At 42.7% G+C, this 20,862-nt stretch carries 18 protein-coding genes and 6 tRNA genes; 20 read left to right on the top strand and 4 right to left on the bottom strand.

Translation table 11 applies throughout. The features are described 5' to 3' along the window. Positions 1-435 precede the first annotated feature (435 nt). The 6 genes from dnaG to ABVF09_RS04810 all read left to right on the top strand — a co-directional run bounded on the left by dnaG (position 436) and on the right by ABVF09_RS04810 (position 6,511). Positions 436-2,259, top strand: coding sequence for a DNA primase (gene dnaG / locus ABVF09_RS04835; RefSeq protein ID WP_026569921.1), 1,824 nt, complete (start codon positions 436-438; stop codon positions 2,257-2,259). Between the two features lie 31 nt (positions 2,260-2,290). Beyond that, positions 2,291-3,418: an RNA polymerase sigma factor RpoD gene (gene rpoD, locus ABVF09_RS04830; protein ID WP_026771157.1), complete on the top strand. Its 1,128-nt coding sequence runs from the start codon at positions 2,291-2,293 to the stop codon at positions 3,416-3,418. 175 nt (positions 3,419-3,593) lie between these two features. Next, complete coding sequence (locus ABVF09_RS04825) at positions 3,594-4,121, top strand: hypothetical protein (RefSeq protein ID WP_371068706.1); 528 nt, start codon at positions 3,594-3,596, stop codon at positions 4,119-4,121. A gap of 103 nt (positions 4,122-4,224) precedes the next feature. Next, positions 4,225-4,614 carry a cytochrome c550 gene (gene cccA / locus ABVF09_RS04820; protein WP_026569923.1) on the top strand — a complete coding sequence of 130 codons (390 nt, stop codon included), beginning with the start codon at positions 4,225-4,227 and terminating at the stop codon, positions 4,612-4,614. A gap of 86 nt (positions 4,615-4,700) precedes the next feature. Continuing rightward, on the top strand, positions 4,701-5,393 hold the full coding sequence (locus tag ABVF09_RS04815) for a tRNA (adenine(22)-N(1))-methyltransferase (RefSeq protein WP_026569924.1): 693 nt from the start codon (positions 4,701-4,703) through the stop codon (positions 5,391-5,393). Next, a complete protein-coding gene (locus ABVF09_RS04810; protein WP_371068705.1) occupies positions 5,390-6,511 on the top strand; it encodes a Nif3-like dinuclear metal center hexameric protein in 1,122 nt (373 codons plus the stop codon). Before ABVF09_RS04815 ends, ABVF09_RS04810 begins: the two co-directional genes overlap by 4 nt. Positions 6,512-6,589: 78 nt before the next feature. Here ABVF09_RS04810 and ABVF09_RS04805 read toward each other — a convergent pair whose 3' ends face one another. Beyond that, a complete protein-coding gene (locus ABVF09_RS04805) occupies positions 6,590-7,537 on the bottom strand; it encodes a 4-hydroxy-3-methylbut-2-enyl diphosphate reductase (protein WP_026569926.1) in 948 nt (315 codons plus the stop codon). Between the two features lie 242 nt (positions 7,538-7,779). Between ABVF09_RS04805 and ABVF09_RS04800 the strand changes: the two genes are divergently transcribed. Next, complete coding sequence (locus ABVF09_RS04800) at positions 7,780-9,093, top strand: DEAD/DEAH box helicase (protein WP_371068704.1); 1,314 nt, start codon at positions 7,780-7,782, stop codon at positions 9,091-9,093. A gap of 50 nt (positions 9,094-9,143) precedes the next feature. After that, positions 9,144-10,037 (top strand): deoxyribonuclease IV, encoded by an 894-nt coding sequence (locus ABVF09_RS04795; protein WP_026771160.1) that lies wholly within the window; start codon positions 9,144-9,146, stop codon positions 10,035-10,037. Between the two features lie 748 nt (positions 10,038-10,785). On the opposite strand, the gene ABVF09_RS04790 is transcribed toward ABVF09_RS04795, so the two are convergent. Continuing rightward, positions 10,786-11,070, bottom strand: a complete 285-nt coding sequence (locus ABVF09_RS04790; protein WP_026569930.1) for a DUF2624 domain-containing protein — start codon at positions 11,068-11,070, stop codon at positions 10,786-10,788. A 214-nt stretch (positions 11,071-11,284) separates the two neighbouring features. Here ABVF09_RS04790 and ABVF09_RS04785 point away from each other — a divergent pair, with 214 nt between their 5' ends. Further along, complete coding sequence (locus ABVF09_RS04785; protein ID WP_235162437.1) at positions 11,285-12,022, top strand: transglycosylase SLT domain-containing protein; 738 nt, start codon at positions 11,285-11,287, stop codon at positions 12,020-12,022. 358 nt (positions 12,023-12,380) lie between these two features. Next, complete coding sequence (locus ABVF09_RS04780) at positions 12,381-12,827, top strand: DUF4190 domain-containing protein (protein ID WP_026569932.1); 447 nt, start codon at positions 12,381-12,383, stop codon at positions 12,825-12,827. Positions 12,828-12,873: 46 nt separating this feature from the next. Here the strand turns inward: ABVF09_RS04780 and ispG are convergent, their stop codons facing one another. Both ispG and ABVF09_RS04770 read right to left on the bottom strand, forming a co-directional pair. After that, positions 12,874-13,983 carry a flavodoxin-dependent (E)-4-hydroxy-3-methylbut-2-enyl-diphosphate synthase gene (gene ispG / locus ABVF09_RS04775; RefSeq protein ID WP_026569933.1) on the bottom strand — a complete coding sequence of 370 codons (1,110 nt, stop codon included), beginning with the start codon at positions 13,981-13,983 and terminating at the stop codon, positions 12,874-12,876. A gap of 114 nt (positions 13,984-14,097) precedes the next feature. Then, positions 14,098-14,469, bottom strand: a complete 372-nt coding sequence (locus ABVF09_RS04770; RefSeq protein ID WP_051382013.1) for a LysM peptidoglycan-binding domain-containing protein — start codon at positions 14,467-14,469, stop codon at positions 14,098-14,100. 117 nt (positions 14,470-14,586) lie between these two features. Between ABVF09_RS04770 and ABVF09_RS04765 the strand changes: the two genes are divergently transcribed. The 10 genes from ABVF09_RS04765 to ABVF09_RS04720 all read left to right on the top strand — a co-directional run bounded on the left by ABVF09_RS04765 (position 14,587) and on the right by ABVF09_RS04720 (position 20,810). Continuing rightward, positions 14,587-15,219, top strand: coding sequence for an NfeD family protein (locus ABVF09_RS04765; protein ID WP_026569934.1), 633 nt, complete (start codon positions 14,587-14,589; stop codon positions 15,217-15,219). A gap of 306 nt (positions 15,220-15,525) precedes the next feature. Then, positions 15,526-17,151 (top strand): Na/Pi cotransporter family protein, encoded by a 1,626-nt coding sequence (locus tag ABVF09_RS04760; RefSeq protein ID WP_371068703.1) that lies wholly within the window; start codon positions 15,526-15,528, stop codon positions 17,149-17,151. A 236-nt stretch (positions 17,152-17,387) separates the two neighbouring features. After that, positions 17,388-17,462, top strand: a tRNA-Asn gene (locus ABVF09_RS04755). 3 nt (positions 17,463-17,465) lie between these two features. Next, positions 17,466-17,542 (top strand) — tRNA-Met (locus ABVF09_RS04750). A 10-nt stretch (positions 17,543-17,552) separates the two neighbouring features. Further along, positions 17,553-17,628, top strand: a tRNA-His gene (locus ABVF09_RS04745). A gap of 11 nt (positions 17,629-17,639) precedes the next feature. Continuing rightward, a tRNA-Ile gene (locus ABVF09_RS04740) sits at positions 17,640-17,716 on the top strand. 9 nt (positions 17,717-17,725) lie between these two features. Next, positions 17,726-17,818, top strand: a tRNA-Ser gene (locus ABVF09_RS04735). Between the two features lie 234 nt (positions 17,819-18,052). Then, positions 18,053-18,128, top strand: a tRNA-Phe gene (locus tag ABVF09_RS04730). A 556-nt stretch (positions 18,129-18,684) separates the two neighbouring features. Continuing rightward, positions 18,685-19,296, top strand: coding sequence for a superoxide dismutase SodA (gene sodA / locus ABVF09_RS04725; protein ID WP_026569936.1), 612 nt, complete (start codon positions 18,685-18,687; stop codon positions 19,294-19,296). A gap of 239 nt (positions 19,297-19,535) precedes the next feature. Next, a complete protein-coding gene (locus ABVF09_RS04720) occupies positions 19,536-20,810 on the top strand; it encodes an MFS transporter (protein WP_026771162.1) in 1,275 nt (424 codons plus the stop codon). The last annotated feature ends 52 nt before the right edge of the window (positions 20,811-20,862 follow it).

Raw genomic sequence — 20,862 nt, 5'->3', positions numbered from 1 at the left:
TTTTTTCTGTATTATAATTATTTTTTGTGAAAAAATGTTTCTATAATGTCTTTCTCTATTGGACAGTATTCCAAATTGGGGATGCTAAATTCTGAAAAATAAAAACATAGGAAAAAGGAAGGATTATTCGGATACATGTAGAATAAAAAACTAGCTGTTTTCTTTTTTATATCGAATTAGAAGAAGCATTACATTTATCTTTTCTTTTTTTATTTTATCTGATGAGAATATGTATGGAGAAGCAGGTACTGGTTTGACCCTTTTCTTCAAAGGTTACATTAAACTGTGAGGGCAGGATCAGGAATGTGTTTTGTTGGTGGAAGATTTTTATTTTAATGATAGAAAATGAAATCAGTTATTTTTTTAAAAAAGATTGTCGAATTTTGCAGGGTTTTCTTAGTCTTTATAGAATAAACGTAGAGCATGGTGATTCTAATGAATGGTCAAATCCCTGAAGAAACGATAGAAGAAATCAGAAAGTCCAATGATATCGTGGATGTCGTGGGAGAATATGTCCAATTGAAAAAGCAGGGCAGAAATTACTTTGGATTGTGCCCATTTCACGGGGAAAAGACTCCATCTTTCTCCGTGACACAGGACAAACAGATATTTCATTGCTTCGGCTGCCATAAAGGCGGGAATGTTGTTACGTTTGTAATGGAGATGGAAGGCTTCAGTTTTTTTGAGGCTTTAAAGCATTTGGCTGAAAAAAGTGGGCATACTTTGCCGGAAAGCTATCAGCCTGCCAGCCAAAACCAGCAAGTAAGTCAAGAGAGCCAGGATGTTCTCAGTGCGTATGAATGGCTGACGAAACTTTATCACCATTTGCTCCGTCACACGAAAGAAGGGAAGGAAGGCTATCAGTATTTAATCGACAGAGGCTTCACTGACGAGGTTATTGATGCTTTCCAGTTGGGCTTTTCCCCGAATTCCAGGGAGTTCATTGTTCAGTTTCTGGAGAAGAAAGGGTTTCATCCCCAGGCCATGGTTAAGGCGGGGCTGCTTTCGATGAATGACCAGCAGGAAGTATCCGACAGGTTTAGAGGAAGGGTTGTTTTCCCTATCCGCAATCATCTAGGGAAAACGGTCGGATTTGGAGGCAGATCGATAAACAATCAGGAGCCAAAATACCTGAACAGCCCGGAATCGGAACTATTTCATAAAGGAAGACTTTTATATAATTTTGATTTAGCCAGAAGTAACATCCGTAAACAGGAAGAAGCGGTACTTTTTGAAGGGTATGCGGATGTGATATCGGCTTTTGCAGCTGGGGTCACAAATGGCGTAGCCACCCTGGGAACAGCCATTACAGAAGCACAAGCCAAACTGCTGCGCCGCTATGTGGATACAGTGGTTATTTGCTATGATGCAGATGATGCGGGCGTACAGGCTTCTTACAAAGCCGCCAAGATCCTGAAAAAGGCAGGATGTACAGTGAAGATTGCCAGTATGCCAAACGGAATGGATCCGGACGAATTCATCCAGCAAAACGGTGCGGAACGCTTTCGGAAAGAGGTAATCGATGTAAGCGACACATACATGTCCTTCCTGATGCGATACTTCAAAAAAGATTATAATCTAAATCTGGAAGGAGATCGCATACAATATGTTGAAAGTGTACTTGATGAAGTCGCATTGATAGACAGGCCGGTGGAACGGGAGCATTATTTGAAAGAATTAGCAAATGAATTTGAATTATCTATGGAAACTTTATCTCAAGAGGTAACGGCTAGAAGGCAAAAGATAGGTGCCGGGCAGGATAAGATGGTGCAAAAGAGCAATACTAGTATGGCGAAAGCCCCGTTTAGTCAAAAGAAATTGCTCCCCGCTTACCATAATGCGGAGAAACAGTTAATTGCTTACATGTTAAACGATCGAACGATTGCTGAAAAAGTGAAGGAAGAATTAGGTGGTTCGTTTAATGTAGAGCAGCACCAAATCATTGTTACTTATTTATATGCTTATTATGAAGAAGGGAACGGGGCGGATGTCAGTATGTTTGTAGAAAGACTGCCAGACCCGTCCATCCAAAGTTTGGTTGTCCAAATTGCAATGATGCCTATCCACCAGGATATCAGTGATAGAGAGATAAATGATTATATACGTCTCATCCGTGTAGAACACAGTGATGAAGCAGCCATTAAATCTCTGAAAGCGGAGCAAAAACTGGCAGAAAAACAAAATGATCCTGTAAAGGCAGCCCAGATAGCCATGCAGATTCTTGAGATCAGAAAGCAATTGAAAAATTCAATTCATTGATATAGAAGTAAGTCTGGAAGGAGGGGGACTCATGGCAGATAACAAGCCATCACGTTCTAAAGAAAATGAAAATGAAAATGAGCTCACCCTGGAGCAAGCGAAGGACCAGTTGCTTGAGCTGGGAAAAAAGCGCGGGGTACTAGCATATGAAGAAGTAGCAGAGCGTTTGTCCAACTTTGAGTTGGAATCAGAGCAGATGGACGAGTTTTATGAGTACCTGAATGAGCAAGGGGTAGAAGTGATCGGTGATTCGGAAGAAGATCCGAGCATGCAGCAGCTATCAAAAGAAGAGGAATTCGACTTAAACGATTTGAGTGTGCCGCTGGGCATTAAGATCAATGATCCGGTCAGGATGTATTTGAAAGAAATCGGAAGAGTCGATTTACTTTCTGCCTCAGAAGAAATAAACCTGGCAAAGCGGATTGAAGAAGGCGAAGAAGAGGCCAAAAGAAGACTGGCTGAAGCAAACCTCCGACTTGTCGTAAGTATTGCAAAGCGTTATGTCGGTCGTGGAATGCTTTTCCTTGATTTGATTCAGGAAGGCAACATGGGTTTGATCAAAGCTGTAGAAAAGTTTGATTATCGAAAAGGGTATAAATTCAGCACCTATGCCACTTGGTGGATTCGCCAGGCAATAACACGGGCGATAGCCGACCAGGCGAGAACAATCCGGATACCTGTGCACATGGTGGAAACCATCAACAAATTGATCCGTGTACAGCGTCAGCTTTTGCAAGATCTGGGCAGAGAACCTATACCAGAAGAAATCGCGAAAGAAATGGAGTTAACCCCTGATAAAGTAAGGGAAATTTTAAAAATTGCTCAGGAACCAGTGTCTCTTGAAACACCAATTGGTGAAGAAGACGATTCTCATTTAGGCGACTTTATCGAGGACCAGGAAGCCACTTCTCCTTCTGATCATGCAGCATATGAATTGTTGAAGGAACAGTTGGAAGATGTACTGGATACGTTGACTGATCGCGAGGAAAACGTTCTGCGACTCCGTTTCGGTTTGGACGATGGCCGAACCAGAACACTTGAAGAAGTAGGGAAGGTGTTTGGTGTAACCAGAGAACGAATCAGACAAATCGAAGCAAAAGCTTTACGCAAGTTACGCCATCCAAGCCGGAGTAAACGGTTAAAGGATTTCCTCGAATAAACAACCTGTTCATGTGGAACTGTTTGGAGCTCAGCTAAGTCATTGTGCATCCGTACAATGACTTTGATTTTGCTTCAAGTGGCAGTAACTGTAATATTGATGTCCGACAGGATGTCCCGCTATTAAAGGACCCATTTACCGACAGGTATTACTGGAAATCGGATGGGGGAAAAGAATGGCTATTGAGAAAAAAGAAATCATCATTCGGGAAATTCAACAATGGAAGCAGAGCAGGCTATTACCGGGTGAATATTGTGATTTTTTGCTGGCTCTTTATTCTCAAGGTGAGGGGATAGACGAGCCCGCAAAACCTTATATGAGCCTGAAGCTGGTAATTCTGCTCTTTTGTGATATTTTAATGTTACCGCTAACATATCTTGTTATCAATTTTACTGAATTCCCAGACAGATTGCAAATCTTCCTTGCAATTATTTTTCTGTTGATTTCCTTTGCGCTTTACCGTGTGTTTTCAAAAATAGATGTCATCAAAATACCGGTGGCAAAGCTTATCACATTGGGTATGTCGTTACTCATCACGATAGAATTGGCGCAATTGTTGACGAAAAATCACTGGGTTACAGCGATTGTAATCTCGCTTCAACTTGCGGGGTGGTTGATCACCGGCTATAAACAGAAAGATAAATACTTGTTTGGTGCAGGAATGATTGGTACGATTATGATAATATACTATGTAGTTATATAAAATTTCTTGTCATTTCCCTTTTCTCTTGTCACATTTTCAAGTAAAATATATGTAGTTTGGTCTGTAGAGACAAGTTTGGGGATTACATAAGGAGGATAAAGACATGAAAAGAAACCCAGTTATCCCTTTTGCAATTATCGCAGTGTTGGGAATACTTACAATGATTGTTTTATCTGTAGTCGGTCTGAATCAATATGAGGACATTCAACAAGCTGGTGAAGAGGGGAATCAGCAAGAGGAATCCGGAGAAGGCGGCGGTGAAGAAGCAGCATCCGATGATCCGGAAGCGATTTTCCAGAATAACTGTGCTACATGCCATGGAGGCGACTTGTCTGGAGGTGCCGGTCCTAATCTGCAGGAAGTTGGAGGCAGATATTCCAAGGATGAAATACATGAAATTATCATGAACGGTACTGATGGAGGAATGCCAGGCGGTCTGGTAAGTGACAGCGAAGCAGATATGCTTGCTCAATGGTTATCTGAACACAAGTAATACGCAAAAGAAAGCTTTCTGTCGCCAGAAAGCTTTCTTTTTTAAATAGGAAGGAATATAACCGGGTGAAAAAAGGAGTTAATGAAATGAATGAGAGACTGGTGTCTGATCGCATACGATGTATTGCATCATTTTTACCAAAAGGTGCGTTGTTCGCTGATATTGGTTCTGATCACGCATACCTACCTGTATATGTCTGTCATCTGGACAAAAAGGCAGCAGCTATAGCGGGTGAAATAAACGAAGGTCCGTACCAGAGTGCCAAAAACAATGTCGCCGCAGAAGGGCTGACAGACAGGATAGAAGTGCGTAAAGGCGATGGCCTTGCGGTTATATCTGCCAATGAAGTCAACCAGGTGGTGATTGCAGGCATGGGGGGCAGTTTGATTTCTACGATTTTAGAAGAAGGGAAAGAGAAATTAGAACGTGTCGGGCAAATAATTGCACAACCCAATGTGGAAGCGAGGGCTGTCCGGATGTGGCTTCAAGGGAATGGATACCGACTGGCTGGGGAAGCGATTGTCGAAGAAGCGGGTCACACTTATGAGGTGATTTCCGCCTTTTTATCCGATACGCCAGCGACAATGACAGAAAAGGAATTACTACTCGGTCCTTATTTGATGAAAGAAAAATCGGATGCTTTCCAAAAGAAGTGGAAAACAGAAATAGAAAAAAGGGAACGAGTGATTAAACAAATGAAACAGGCAGTTTCACCTGATGAAAAGAAGATGGAAGCTTTCCGTCATGAAGTAGAATTAATCAAGGAGGGTTTAATGTGACGGATAATCTAATGACATGCAGGAAAATCATTGATGCCTTTGAAACGTGGGCACCTCCGGGATTAGCCTATAAATGGGACAATGTAGGATTACAGGTAGGTACACTGGACAAACCTGTGAAAAAAGTGATGATTACATTGGATGTCCTTGAAACAGTCGTTGATGAAGCAGTCGAAACAGGTGTGGATTTGATTATTGCCCACCACCCTTTATTGTTTAAAACATTAAAACAAATAGATACAACAACACCAAAAGGGCGTACGATCGCCAAACTGATCGAAAACGGGATTACTGTCTATGCCGCTCATACCAATTTGGATATAACCACTGGAGGTGTTAGTGATATTCTGTCCGAACGATTAGGTGTGCGTGACACTTCTGTCCTAGTGACGACCGACCAAGATAAGCTCATCAAACTTGCGGTATATGTTCCAGTTGACTATACGGAAAAGGTCAGAGAAGCGATTGGAAATCAAGGCGCAGGTCATATCGGTGGCTATAGTCATTGCAGTTATCATGTCAGAGGAGAAGGGGCTTTTAAGCCGTTGGATGGGACACAGCCATTTATCGGTTCACAAGGAGAACTGACAAGGGTGGAAGAAGACAGATTGGAAACAATCATTCCAGAAAGCAAACTTCCGCATGTGCTTGCTGCAATAAAAACCGTTCATCCCTATGAAGAACCTGCTTATGATCTTAATCCACTGAAAAATAAAGGGGAAGAAACCGGCGTCGGGCGTATTGGAGACCTACAAAAAAGCATGACGCTTCGCGAATTGGGTGAACTTGTGAAAGACCGTTTTCAAATCCCTGCTTTAAGAATAGTCGGGAATCTCGACGAGCAGGTCCGTAAAGTCGCCGTATTAGGTGGAAGCGGGGAAGACTACATCGACCAGGCATACCAACAGGGAGCCGACGTGTATATAACCGGAGATCTCAGTTTCCATGAAGCGCAGGATGCTTGGCAGATGGGGTTGAAACTCATTGATCCAGGGCATCACGTGGAAAAATTCATGAAACAAGGTGTCCAATCCTTTTTACAAAGGTATTTTGATAAATCGGATTTACCGGAAATAATCATTTCCAGTGTCCACACCGAACCCTTTCATTTTATGTAAAGAGGGTTGCTTAAAAAAAAGAGCAAACAGTATGTACTATAAAAAACCGCGAAGATGCAATTCTTCGCGGTTTTCCTGTTATGCTTTTTTCTTCGCTTTGACTTTTGGAAGGATTTTGCTTTGTTCAACTTTGGACTGAAGATCCCACTCTTTCTGTGCTGCATCAAAGCTTTCGATGAAGCGAATCACTTCTTTGGTGATAGGGGTAGGGGTGGAAGCGCCAGCCGTTACTGCTACCTTGCTAACCCCTTCCAGCCATTCCAGCTTGATTTCCGAAACATCTGCAATCCGGTATGCTGTAGTTCCTGCAATTTCTTGGGAAACTTGTGCAAGACGATTGGAATTGTTACTACGGGGATCTCCGACCACAAGCGTCAAGTCTGCTTCCTTTGCTTGTTCAGCCACTGCTTCTTGGCGTACCTGTGTTGCCATGCAAATCTCTTGTACCATTTCCGTCTGAGGATATTTTTCCTTCACTTTTTGCATGACATCATATACATCCCATTGGCTCATCGTAGTTTGGTTGGTGACGATTAGTTTGTCGCTATCCAGATGTATCTTCTCTACATCGTCTTCTGTCTGTACTAAATGAACTTTTCCGGGCGCAACCCCCATGGCTCCCTCCGGTTCCGGATGGCCTTTTTTTCCGATATAAACTACTTCATAGCCTTCTTTTACCTTTTCGCGTATCAAGTCATGCGTCCGTGTGACATCGGGACAAGTGGCATCCAGTACTGTCAAACCCTTTGCTTCTGCTCTTTTTTTCACTTCCGGCGAAACACCGTGGGCGGTAAAAACCACCGTACCTTCATTGATTTCTTCCAGAAGCTCTCCTCTGTTTTTTCCATCGAGAGTGATGACTCCCTCGCTTTCAAAGGCTTTGGTTACATGAGAATTGTGTACGATCATTCCCAATATATAAATAGGTCTTGGCAGATTCGGATCTTTAACCGCATTCTGAGCTATGACCATTGCATCTACTACTCCATAACAATAACCGCGCGGAGCTATTTTAATTACTTCCATGATTACGGTTCCCCCTCTATTATATATCTTCACTACTTTTTGTTTTCAGGGCATCAGTTTCATTATAAAGGTAAAACTACAATATGACAAAATATTCATCAGTTATGCTTTTACAGGACATAACCTTTTTATTGCAGTCTTGCGAGAGATAATGTTTGCATCTGTGAAGGATTACCGTGCAAAATCCCTCTTTCTCCACTATAATAGGAAAGTAGCAAAAGTCAATTTAAAGGAGTTTATAAATGAAGAATCATCATTTTAGACAATATTCATTGCATCCACTTATCAACGACGTCATTGACAGACTTGATTTCCATAAACCGACCCCCATACAGGAAAAAGTGATTCCCGCCGTTCTGAGAGGGGAAAGTGTGATTGGACAATCCCATACAGGATCAGGGAAAACCCATGCTTATTTGCTGCCTCTATTCAATGAAATGGAGGAAGCGAAGAAACAGGTCCAATTTGTGGTGACGGCACCGACAAGGGAACTGGCTATCCAAATCTATGATGAAGTAAGGAAAATCATTCATTATGCCAACAAAGATCATCGTTGGAATGCAAAATTGCTGATCGGCGGAACAGATAAAAAAAGGTCGATTGAAAAGTTGAAGGAGCAGCCGCACATTGTCGTCGGGACACCGGGAAGGATTTTGGACCTTGTCGAGGAAGAAGCGCTCGATTTACACAATGCCAAGGCCTTCGTTGTCGACGAAGCGGACTTAATGCTTGATCTTGGCTTCATACAAGAGGTCGATAAAACTTTGGTAAAGACAAATCCGGAAATACAGCTTCTCGTATTTTCTGCAACCATTCCGGAAAGATTGCAGCCTTTTTTAAAAAAATATCTGGAGAATCCGGCATATCTGACGGCGGATGAGCACAAGCTTTCACCCGAAACAATGGAGCACAGACTGGTCCCTCTGCGGCATCGTTCAACTTCGGAAATGATATTTCGTATTTCTGAGGCTATTCAGCCATATTTAGCGATCATTTTTACGAATGGAAAGGAACTGGCTGATCAACTTGCGGAAGAGCTGACTGAAAAAGGGATGGAAGTAGGACTTATCCATGGAGGGCTTTCTCCGAGAGAAAGAAAACGGGTGTTGAAAGACATTCAAAATCTTCGTTTTCAATATATTGTGGCTACTGATCTTGCAGCAAGAGGAATCGACATTAAAGGTGTCAGTCATGTGATCAATGCCCAACTGCCAAAGGAAGAAGCGTTTTATATACATCGAGTCGGCCGGACAGCGCGTGCAGGGATGGAAGGCACGGCGATTAATTTGTACACCGATCAAGATGTTCAGCTGATTGAAAAACTGGAGAAAAAAGGATTGTCCTTTACGAGCTTTGATGTGAAAAACGGGGAATGGAAAGAAGTCAAAGCCTGGAATGAAAGAAGTGCAAGGAAGAAAACAGAATCAGACACGGAAAAAGAAGCTTGGCGCAGAGTACGGAAACCAAAAAAAGTGAAGCCGGGCTATAAAAAGAAAATGAAGCAACAAAAGGAACAAGTGAAGAAAAAGTTAAATCGTAATAAATATAAAAAATAACTATTATTATGTTATAATAATTATAGAAAAAGAACAGAGAGGTGGAGGAATTGTTGAAAATAGGTTCACACGTATCGATGAGTGGAAAGAAAATGTTGCTGGGATCGAGTGAGGAAGCAGTGTCATATGGTTCCAATGCATTTATGATTTATACAGGAGCACCTCAAAATACCCGACGGCGTCCAATAGAAGAGTTGAATATTGAAAATGGACGCAGGCATATGGCGGAAAACGGTATTGTAGATCTCGTGGTCCATGCACCCTATATCATCAATATTGGCAATACGACAAAAAAAGAGACATTTGAGCTTGGCGTCGATTTTTTGAGAAGTGAAATCGAACGAACGGAAGCCTTAGGAGCTGGGCAAATTGTCCTGCATCCAGGCGCACATGTGGGTGCAGGTGTAGACAAAGGAATAGAGAAAATTATTGAAGGTTTAAACGAGGTCCTTCATAAAGACCAGCAAGTGCAGATTGCCTTGGAGACAATGGCTGGAAAGGGATCAGAGGTCGGAAGGAACTTCGATGAATTAGCGAAGATTATTGACGGTGTCAAGCTGAATGACAAGCTGTCTATCTGCTTCGATACTTGCCATACTCACGATGCAGGTTATGATATCGTCCATGATTTTGATGGAGTTCTTGCCGAATTTGATCAGGTGATCGGTTTAGACCGTTTGAAAGTCATCCATGTAAATGATAGCAAAAATGTGCGCGGAGCCGGGAAAGACCGTCACGAAAATATCGGTTTTGGTCATATCGGCTTCGATGCACTCCGGAATATTGTCCACCATCCACAATTGGAGGCATTGCCGAAGATATTGGAAACTCCGTATGTAGGTGAAGATAAAAAGAACAAAAAGCCTCCATATAAGTTTGAGATTGAGATGCTTAAAGGAGACTCTTTCGTAAGAGATTTAAAAGAACAAATTGTTTCGCAATAACAAAGCAAAAGCATAGGCGGTAAAGGTAAAAGCAAGAGACTGGGACAAGGTTTTTGGGTTTGAAAAAGTAAACCATTCCAGCCTGCCCTTTTAAGAAGAGCAACGCTCCACTCCGGGAAGGTACTTCGCTTTCCGCGGGCACGGCTTCAGCTAACTCCCGTAAGAAAGCGCAGTATCTTGCTGTAGCATACAAGCACGCATCAAACAACAGGATAACAAGAAGTCTATATCTCAGGTACACAAAAATTAAAAACCGAGCGAATTTGATTGATAGTTCAAATTCGCTCGGTTTTTGTTTTGGTAGCTATGCTTTTGTCCCAGAAAAAAATAAGAAAGAATGCATTCCAGAGAAGATCTAGCTCTATCGTTCTCCCCCTCGAGGGCTTAAGTCCATCCTTTGTGCCTACTACACGGTTGTATTAGCTTCTCGGAAGCCGTACGTGGAGGGTCATGTAGAAGGTGGTGAATGAGCCTGTATTCCTTAAAACGGGCGCTTGCGCTTTTGTATTTCCGAAAAATACGCCCAGAATAAGTTGAAGTCAGCTCGACACTTCGATCCATCCCACTTCATTTCTGACTTTTGGCAGATCAAAGCTTGATTTTTTTAAGCCCCATCTCTTTTGCATCATGTTGAATTACTCGTGTTTCTATTCATACGGTCCGCTATAGCTGCATAGGCTTACCAATGTCTAACAGAATGTTTTAGTTTATCCTTCGGAAATGTTTAGTTTTGATAAAGTTGGGGAAGTCAATAAAACCAGGAGTCAACGCCATATTCTTTCGTCAGTTGTTTGAACAGTTTATTGGCTTTTTGGGCTGTTTCAACGTTTGTCATTCTTGCCAGATCTTTGAATAAAGCCATGCGCCCTTGCTCGCTGAAAGGATCGAACTCGATTTTTCGCAAATAGGCGGTGATTTGTTCGGCCTGACTTTTGGTGATTGGGATATCATACTGCTTACTATAATGTAGCAGCTCTTCTGTACTTACTTGTTTCAATTTATTTAGTATCATCTTTTTTAGCATGCTGTTCATCCAAAAACCCTTTCTTTTTCCACTGGCTGTAATGATAGGGCGGCGCCAGCCAAGTGTATTAATTTTTCCCTGTTACACCTTATGTAGGAGAACTGGTTTTGTGACGGGCGGCAGTCGGTATCTGTAAGTAAATCAATTGCATTTATAATCCGCAAAAGCTAGTATAGTTTTTTGTGGTTCGAAAAATGCAGGTTGTAGTAAGGAGTGAATGTGTGTGAACTTTTGGAGTAACTCTGGTTCTAAGGCTCTTAGCTTTTTATTTATTTGTGCACTATTATTATTTTTATTTGACGGATTTGCCGAAGACAACCAGGAAATCGATGCAATCTCGCAGGAGAAAGAAGAAATAAAAGCGCAGATTGTCAAACTCGAACAGGAAAACAAGCAACTGCAATCGGAAAAAGAATATCTGCAATCCCAACAATCGAAGTCGCCCGACAAAAATGGGTATCTCACTTGGCCGAAAATCGAACAGATTGCGGACACTTTTGTAGAAGAAAGCGAGGGTAGGTTCAAAAAGTCATGGGCTCTCTATTTAGTCAAGGAGTCCCAGAAATTCGATGTAGATCCAAAAATCGTTTATGAGCTACTCAAGGTTGAAACGGGCGGAACTTTCGATGCAAAATTGGTCGGTCCGGAAACAAAATACGGAAAGGCGTATGGAATGGGGCAGTTCATGACGAACACTGCGCCGTGGGTGGCTGAAATGGCTGGTTTGCCATATGAGAAGGAATTGTTGTACGATCCTTATTATTCGATGCAGCTATCAATCGTGTACCTCGATTATTTGCATAATGAATATGGGAATTGGGAAGAAGCTTTGACTGCGTATCATCGGGGCATGAGCGGAATGAAAAAATTCGTCCGTGAAAATGGCGATGCAAAAAGCTGGTATGCCGTAGAGATATTGTCCAATGCGGAAAATCACAAAACGGTTGTAACAGCAAATTAAATATACAAAGGGGCTGGGACAAGTATAGTGATCAAAAACCGAACGATTCCAATTCGTTCGGTTTTTACTGCCTTGGAAGTCTTTTTTAAATTCTGTCAGCCCATAGAATAAAACGATTACAGCTCACCTGTCCAAGAATCAGGACACAACCATTGCAATGGCAAGATACAGATTCCGACGGGAACAGCACGAGCCGAAAACACACAAGCCCCGGGTGTTTTTTTTGTGAATAGGGCTTTGCTTTATAAGCAAGTTCTCCGTCAGGTTGATAATTACATCCTTTATTTACCTTGTAAAATGTTCAAGGTTCCTTCATACACTACAAAGGCACCCCGATAAGAAAGCGAGGATGTTGCCAATGGACGAGAATTCGAACAACAAGCAACAGAACGAAGAGGTGGAGGATGCTCCGAAGTTTGGGGATGACACGAATGATCCGATCATTACCCAGCAGCAGGGTGGATCAGTACCTCCGCGCGATCCCCATGAACAGTATATACTCGATGAGCCATATAAACGTGATGAAGAAATGGCTCAGGAGTTGACCGCCACAGAATTCAATAAGCCGATCCGCACCGAGGAAAAGGAAACAAAGATGGACGGGGATGTCCAGACAGGGTTTGGCTGGGTGGCTGTTATCCTTGGTGTTTTATCTTTCTTCATGATGCCGGTGGTTCTGGGAGCCGCCGCGATCATATTCGGGTTTATATCCAGAAATCGGGGTGCCCATACTCTGGGAAACACAGCGATAATTGCTGGAGCTGTTTCGATTATCCTGACGTTATTTTTAGCCCCCTTTGTATAGCAAAAGAGCTGGTTCCGAATGGAACCAGCTCTTTTCATGGTGGTTATTATGCTTTCTGTTTGTCTTCTTCTTCTTTTTGTTGAGCAAAGTACTCTTCCGCGATTCGATCGACTTCGATTTTCAACTCGTCTACCATTGTTTCTTCCGGCACTTTTCGGATGATTTCCCCATGGCGGAACAGCAATCCTTCCCCTCGTGCTCCAGCGATACCGATATCAGCTTCTCTGGCTTCTCCTGGTCCATTTACTGCACAACCCAATACAGCTACTTTGATTGGGGCTTTGATGGTTGAAATATAATCCTCCACTTCATTGGCAATTGAAATAAGGTCAATTTCAATTCTGCCGCAAGTCGGACAAGAAATCAGGGTTGCCGCATTGGAAGCAAGGCCAAAGGATTTGAGTAACTCTCTTCCAACTTTGACTTCTTCAACTGGATCCGCGCTTAAGGAAATTCTCATTGTATTTCCGATGCCTTTACTAAGAATCGCTCCCAAACCGGCAGCACTTTTTACTGTCCCGGCAAACAAGGTGCCGGATTCGGTGATGCCAAGATGGAGCGGATAATCAATTGCTTCAGCTGCTTTTTCATAGGCTTCGATTGCCAAAGGGACATCAGAGGCTTTCATCGAAACGATGATGTCATGAAAATCGAGGTCCTCTAGAATTTTGATATGGTGCAAGGCGCTTTCCACCATACCGTCTGCAGTCGGATAGCCGTATTTTTCAATGATATGCCGTTCAAGTGACCCGGCGTTAACCCCGATCCGGATTGGAATTCCTTTTGCTTTGGCTGCATTGACGACAGCTTCCACTTTATCGCGTTTGCCGATATTCCCCGGGTTGATCCTGATTTTGTCTGCTCCGCCTTCAATTGCTTTCAACGCTAATTTATAGTTAAAGTGAATATCTACTACTAAAGGAATATTTATTCTTTTTTTGATTTCCGGAATGGCGTCTGCAGCTCTGTCATCGGGACAAGCCACTCGTACAATTTGGCATCCGGCTTCTTCCAAACGGTTTATTTGATCAACAGTTGCTTCGACGTCGTGTGTTTTGGTCGTTGTCATGGACTGGATGACAACTTCGTTTTTACCCCCGACCATGACATTGCCTACTTTGACTGGTCGTGTATTTTTTCTGTGGGTTAGTGCCATAAATATATCGCTCCTTTATTTAATCGCGAACAAGAATGGTATTTTAGGTACCATTGCTTATTATAAGGGGAAAAGGCCGAATTGAGAAGTAACAAACCTTAAAAAACTGACAAGTCATTCTTCGCTTACATATAAAGGAAATAAGTACGTTTCTCCAGGCTGAATTTGTTGGGGATTTGTTCCCGGATTCATCTTTTGGAAGTCAGCGATGATGCTGTCGATCGACAGGACTGCTTCCGCTCGATTGATTTCTTCTATTATGCTGAGCACTGTATCACCGGGTCGCACCTCCACTTCCAGGGCTTGGTAGTCTGTGGCATTTTGTTGAGCTGTATTCTGAGAAGGCTCGAGACTTTCTGACGGGTTGTCGTTCTGCTCTTCTACCTGCTGGATGCTATTTATCGTTCCGACCGTTAAATCTTTAAAAATACTGACAATAAATAATATAATGAAGAGAGTGACAAGCGCTTTTTTGAAGAATCCCATTGCAACACCGCCTTCTATTGATTTATATATACATTCTACAAAGAAAATAAAACCCTTTTTTTGAAACAAAATTATTTTGAAGAACGTAAATAATACAAAGCGGGAAGGGTGATACAAATGGACGTTTTTTCAGCAGACTGGGTGAGTTTTATCATAACAGGACTTGGTACGTTATTTTTATTTGGAGAACTGCTGGTAAATACGAGAGGATTTTTCGGGATTATCGGTTTAGGTTTCATCACCATCTATTTTCTGTCTTTTTTGGCACCAGGTGCATTCGTACTGATGATGGTTATCTATTTGGTCGGACTGTTGCTGATTATTATAGATGGTAAATTTCTGAATGACGGAACCCTTGCCACCATCGGAGCAGTATGTATGATCTTGTCGATTGGATTAAGTTCCCCCAATTGGACGGCAGGATTGTATGGGGTGATCGGAGTGATTATTGGCGGTTTTTGTTCTCTTCTTTTCCTGAAAGTTTTCAAGCGCAGAGAAATGTGGTCGAAGTTGGCTTTAGTCGATCAACTGACAAGTGAAAAAGGGTATAATTCGATGAACGAGACGTATGCCTCGCTAGTGGGGAAAATGGCGATCACCGTTACTGATATGCGCCCTGTCGGAACCATCCGGGTAGACGGCGAGGACTACAGCGCAGTGACGAATGGCCAATGGATCGCAAGAGATACCGAGGTTAGAGTAGTACAGGTAGACGGAACAAAAATCCTTGTATCAAAAAACAAACAATAACAAAGGCTATGGGAGAGTATTTCATCTTGGAGTGGTGAAGTACTCTTTTTTGTCGGTTATGTAACTGTCAACTTTACGATTGCTGTAGTTGAATTGGGGTACATAACAAATAGAGAGGAAATCTAATGTAAAAAGTGGTGAATATTCCAGCTTTTACATAGATTTTGCCAAGAAAAAGTCGTCTGAAGTACAAGAATGTAAATTTAACGTAAATTTTAACGAAAAATCTTTACAAACTCTTCTGCTTTCATTAATAATGAGAGAGGCATTTCAAGCTAATCAGCATGTGTGAAGGGATGGGAAACGTTGGATATTAATGTGCAATCCTTAATTTTCGAGTTTGTCGGTGGACTGGGAATCTTCCTGCTCGGATTGAAATTCATGGGAGATGGTTTACAAAAGTCTGCAGGTGACCGATTGAGGGATATTTTAGACCGGTTTACCAGCAATCCATTTATGGGGGTGCTGGCAGGTATTATTGTTACTGTTTTGATACAGAGCAGTTCCGGGACAACAGTACTGACAGTAGGACTAGTAAATGCCGGTTTTATGACGCTCCGGCAATCAATCGGGGTCATCATGGGTGCCAATATCGGTACGACGGTGACTGCCTTCATCATCGGTATCGATTTGGGAGAGTACGCTCTGCCCATTATGGCTGTCGGTGCATTTATGCTCTTTTTCTTTAAAAATAATAAAGTGACTTACCTGGGGCAGACGGTTTTTGGATTTGGGTCCCTGTTCTACGGTTTAGAATTGATGAGCAGCGGAATGTCTCCACTTCGTGATGTACAAGCTTTCCATGATTTGACCTTGAACATGAGTTCCAATCCGATTCTCGGTGTAGTTGTTGGAACGTTGTTTACCTTTATCGTGCAAAGCTCCAGTGCAACGATCGGTATCCTGCAAGGTTTGTTCGAACAGGGTGCCATCGATATCCAAGCAGCGTTGCCGGTATTGTTCGGGGATAATATCGGGACGACGATCACTGCGATTCTTGCTTCGATCGGAGCGACCATTGCAGCAAAACGTGCTGCATTCACCCACGTTATCTTCAACGTGGTAGGAACGACAATCTTTTTGATTTTGTTGCCTTTATACACGAAATATGTTACTTATTTGCAGGATGCTTTCAATCTCAATCCGGAAATGACGATTGCTTTTGCTCACGGCAGTTTCAACGTGGCGAATACGATCCTCCAATTTCCGTTCATCGGGGCATTGGCCTTTATCGTGACAAAACTGATACCTGGCGAGGATACAGTGATCGAGTACAAACCGAAGCACTTGGATCCGATTTTTATCCAGCAGTCGCCTTCAGTTGCTCTTGATCAAGCAAAAGAAGAAGTGATCCGTATGGGTGAATATGCTCACAAAGGATTAGAGGAATCAAGCAAGTATTTAAACAATCATAGCCAAAAGCACGCAGACATGGCCCTCCAGGTAGAAGGGGCGCTGAATAATCTTGACAAGGAAATCACTGAGTACCTTGTCAGTTTATCGGGTACGTCTTTTTCAGAAGCAGACAGTACGAAGCACTCTGCTTTAATGGACTCGGTTCGTGACATTGAAAGAATCGGCGATCACTTCGAAAATATAGTCGAATTGGTCGATTATAAGATTTCCAACAAAGTCGTTATCACGGAACAGGCACAACAGGATTTGAACGATATGTTCGATCTTACGTTAATCACTGTAAAACAAGCGATCAAGGCTCTTGGAGAGATGGACAGGGAAGAAGCATTGGCGGTTGTCCAAAAAGAAGATCAAATCGACCAAATGGAGCGCGCTTATAGGAAAAAGCATATTATCCGTATGAACGAGGGTTCATGTTCCGGCCCAGCCGGTATCGTTTTTGTCGATATCATCAGCAATCTGGAAAGGATCGGCGACCATGCGGTCAACATAGCGGAAGAAGTGTTAGGGGAATGATGCAAAAAGGGTGCCAAAGCAGTTTGGCACCCTTTTTAAATAAGGAAGAGGCAGGAACGATCTAAAAAAGTTTAAAAAAATGCTTGAATGGAAGAAGCGGACATGCTATATTATTTTTGTTGCCGATTTAAAAACATCTGCAAAAAGTGTTGACAGTCTTACATATTCATGGTAAATTATATTTCGTCGCTTCAACAAGTTAGATCATTAACAGCAAGGAAAGCAATTTGATTCTTTCCACAGTAGCTCAGTGGTAGAGCAATCGGCTGTTAACCGATCGGTCGTAGGTTCGAATCCTACCTGTGGAGCCATATGGCGGTGTAGCTCAGCTGGCTAGAGCGTACGGTTCATACCCGTGAGGTCGGGGGTTCGATCCCCTCCGCCGCTACCAACTTAATATGGCGGTCGTGGCGAAGTGGTTAACGCACCGGATTGTGGCTCCGGCATTCGTGGGTTCGATTCCCACCGGTCGCCCCATATATTTACTAGGACCCTTAGCTCAGCTGGTTAGAGCTATCGGCTCATAACCGATCGGTCGCAGGTTCGAGTCCTGCAGGGTCCACCAATAACTCGAGGAGGATTACCCAAGTCTGGCTGAAGGGAGCGGTCTTGAAAACCGCCAGGGGCTTCATCGCCCGCGGGGGTTCGAATCCCTCATCCTCCTCCATTTACATAAAATTTCTTCTGGAACTTTGAAAAGGCAAGTACCGGAATACACAAAAGGCTCGGTAGATCAGTCGGTAGAGAGCCGCCAGCTTCTCTGAACTGACTCCCATGTGCAGGTTTGCGAGGAACGCAGATTCACCGAATAAACCATTAACGTGACGAGCACAAAACTTCATAGGGATACTACGAAGCAAGAAAACAGGGCGAGAAAAAAACATATTTATTTGCTATTTATGGCTCGGTAGCTCAGTCGGTAGAGCAACGGACTGAAAATCCGTGTGTCGGCGGTTCGATTCCGTCCCGAGCCACCATTTTACTTTATGAATATAAATCAAAAACAGTAGGGACAAGCATTCTGCAGCTTGTCTTTTTTTTATTGTCCAAATAAAATTTTATGGCGGCAAGCGGTTAAAAAGGGCTTTTAGAGAGAAAAAGCGTAGCAGAGGAACTAAACGATATCCTGAGACTTCTGCGGAACAACGGGCGACAGGGACCTCACAGCGGGCTTTTCGAGGAGGCTCGGGCGTTCGTCCGTGGAAAGCGCTCTGCGTCCTGAAACAAATGGCCATTTCTTGGAGTGAGCCTTTCGATAAAGAGAGGGTGGAGTGATAAATCACACCACCACATTTGACAGAGAACCATAATAAGTAGGGTGTTTCCGGTCGCGGGATGAATTTTCTCGGTTAGTTCAACGAAAGGTCGATAAGTAAAAGGTTTTTCCTTTCTTTCAGATAAAAGGGAAAAGTTTCTATTTTTAAAGGCATAAAAGTTGCAAGAAAAAACACGCTTTGATAATCTGGGTTTTGAAGGAAAGATGATTAGTTTCATCTTTTTCCGGCTACATATCATTCAAAGGAGGAATTAACAATGGCTAAATTTGAACTACCAGAGCTACCTTATGCATACGATGCATTAGAACCGCATATCGATAAGGAAACAATGAACATCCACCACACAAAACACCATAACACTTATGTTACGAAATTAAATGGTGCGGTGGAAGGAAACAGTGATTTGGAAAACAAATCACTCGAAGACTTGCTTTCAGATATCGACAGTGTTCCTGCTGAAGTTCGTACGGCAGTACGCAACAATGGCGGAGGTCATGCCAACCATTCACTATTCTGGACAGTACTTTCTCCTAATGGCGGCGGCGAACCATCCGGTGAGTTAGCTGATAAAATCAATTCTAAATTCGGCAGCTTCGACAAATTCAAAGAAGAATTCGGCAATGCTGCAACAGGCCGTTTTGGTTCTGGATGGGCTTGGCTGGTTGTCAATAATGGCGAACTGGAAATCACCAGCACGCTGAACCAGGACTCCCCGATCATGGAAGGAAAAACGCCTATCCTTGGCTTGGATGTTTGGGAGCATGCTTACTACCTTAAGTACCAAAACAAACGTCCAGAATACGTTTCTGCTTTCTGGAACGTTGTAAACTGGGATGAAGTTGCCAAGCGTTACGAAGCAGCTAAATAATAGAAGCTTCTAAGCAAAAGGACTTGATGAGTCATACTCGTCAAGTCCTTTTTTAATGGATGGAAAAATTCATATTTGTACACTCGCCTTCCTCACACCTTTCCTCGTGGTTTTAAACTTATCAGCTGCAAATAAGGGATGACTTTTTCTTTTTGCATGGAATATTTCAATTCTCCGTCTTTTGTATAACTCCGTTCCTTTAGAAAACACTAAGTTTAACAGTAAAGGAGACGGGAATCATGAAAAAATCGTTACATTTACTATTAGGTGATATAGAAATAGACAAGGATTTAAAATTGCTGCTGACAATAGGCGGACTATATTCATTGGGGATTTTTTTGTCGAATACCTTTGTGAACATTTATCTTTGGAAGCAATCGGGTGATTATATGGCAATCGCCCTCTACAATTTAGCTATATATATTTTACAGCCCCTTACATTCATCCTGGCAGGGCGCTGGGCAAAGAAAGTCGACCGGGTGATTGTGTTACGCCTTGGCGTGTTATTTCTCTCCCTATTCTTTATGACCGTCTTGTTGGTCGGTGAACAAGCTGCCAAGTATAACATGTTATTGGGCGGATTGCTCGGGATTGGTTACGGTTTTTACTGGCTGGCTTTCAATGTCCTGACCTTTGAAGTAACCGAACCAGAAACAAGGGATTTTTTCAATGGATTTCAAGGACTGCTGCAATCATTTGGTGGAATGATCGGTCCGATACTCGCTGGTTATATCATATCCAGGATGGCGTCTTTTCAAGGCTATACCGTTATATTCGCCATCTCATTCTCTCTTTTTGTACTGGCGGTTGTCTGTACTTTTTTTCTAAAGCGTCGTTCTGCAAAGGGAGTTTTCCGGTTTGTACGGATCTTCCAAGAACGGAAGCAAAATAAAGATTGGAAAAGGGTGCTTTATGCCCATTCCTTTCAAGGGCTGCGGGAAGGTATCTTCGTCTTTGTCATTTCGGTATGGGTATTTATCACAACAAACAGCGAATTGGCATTGGGCACGTTCAATTTAATTTTCTCTGGATTCTCTTTTTTGTTTTACTATGCGGCTACCCGTTTAATCAAACCGCGAATGCGAAAGGGAGCAATTTTTATTGGAGGGTTGTCTCTTTGCCTGTCCGTATTCCTGATCCTCATTCATTTGGATTATACGACATTGCTCATATACGCCGGGATTATCGGTTTTTCCTACCCAATATTGTTCGTCCCGTATGCCTCGATGACATATGATGTCATCGGTAAAGCTTGGCGGGCCGGTGAGATGCGGATAGAGTATATTGTCGTAAGAGAGTTGTTTCTCAATTTTGGCAGAATTACATCGATCCTTTTATTTTTGGCAGCGGTCAGTCTTTTTGAGGCGGAAACTGCGATTCCTTATTTGTTGGTAGGAGTCGGAGTAGGTCCGTTCATCATCTATTTCTTTTTGAAGAACATCGATTTGAAGGTCACAGAACCACGGGAAAAACCAGCCATTTCCAAAGAATTGGCGGAAGAGGAAAATCGTTGATAAATAATAGTCTGCTCCCCCGAAAGATGTTATACTAGCAGTAATGTGAATT

Source organism: Sediminibacillus sp. JSM 1682029 (genome assembly GCF_041366435.1).
GTDB lineage: Bacteria > Bacillota > Bacilli > Bacillales > Amphibacillaceae > Sediminibacillus > Sediminibacillus terrae.
Note: the sequence above shows the minus strand (reverse complement) of the source record. Positions and strands in the feature narration are given on the sequence as shown.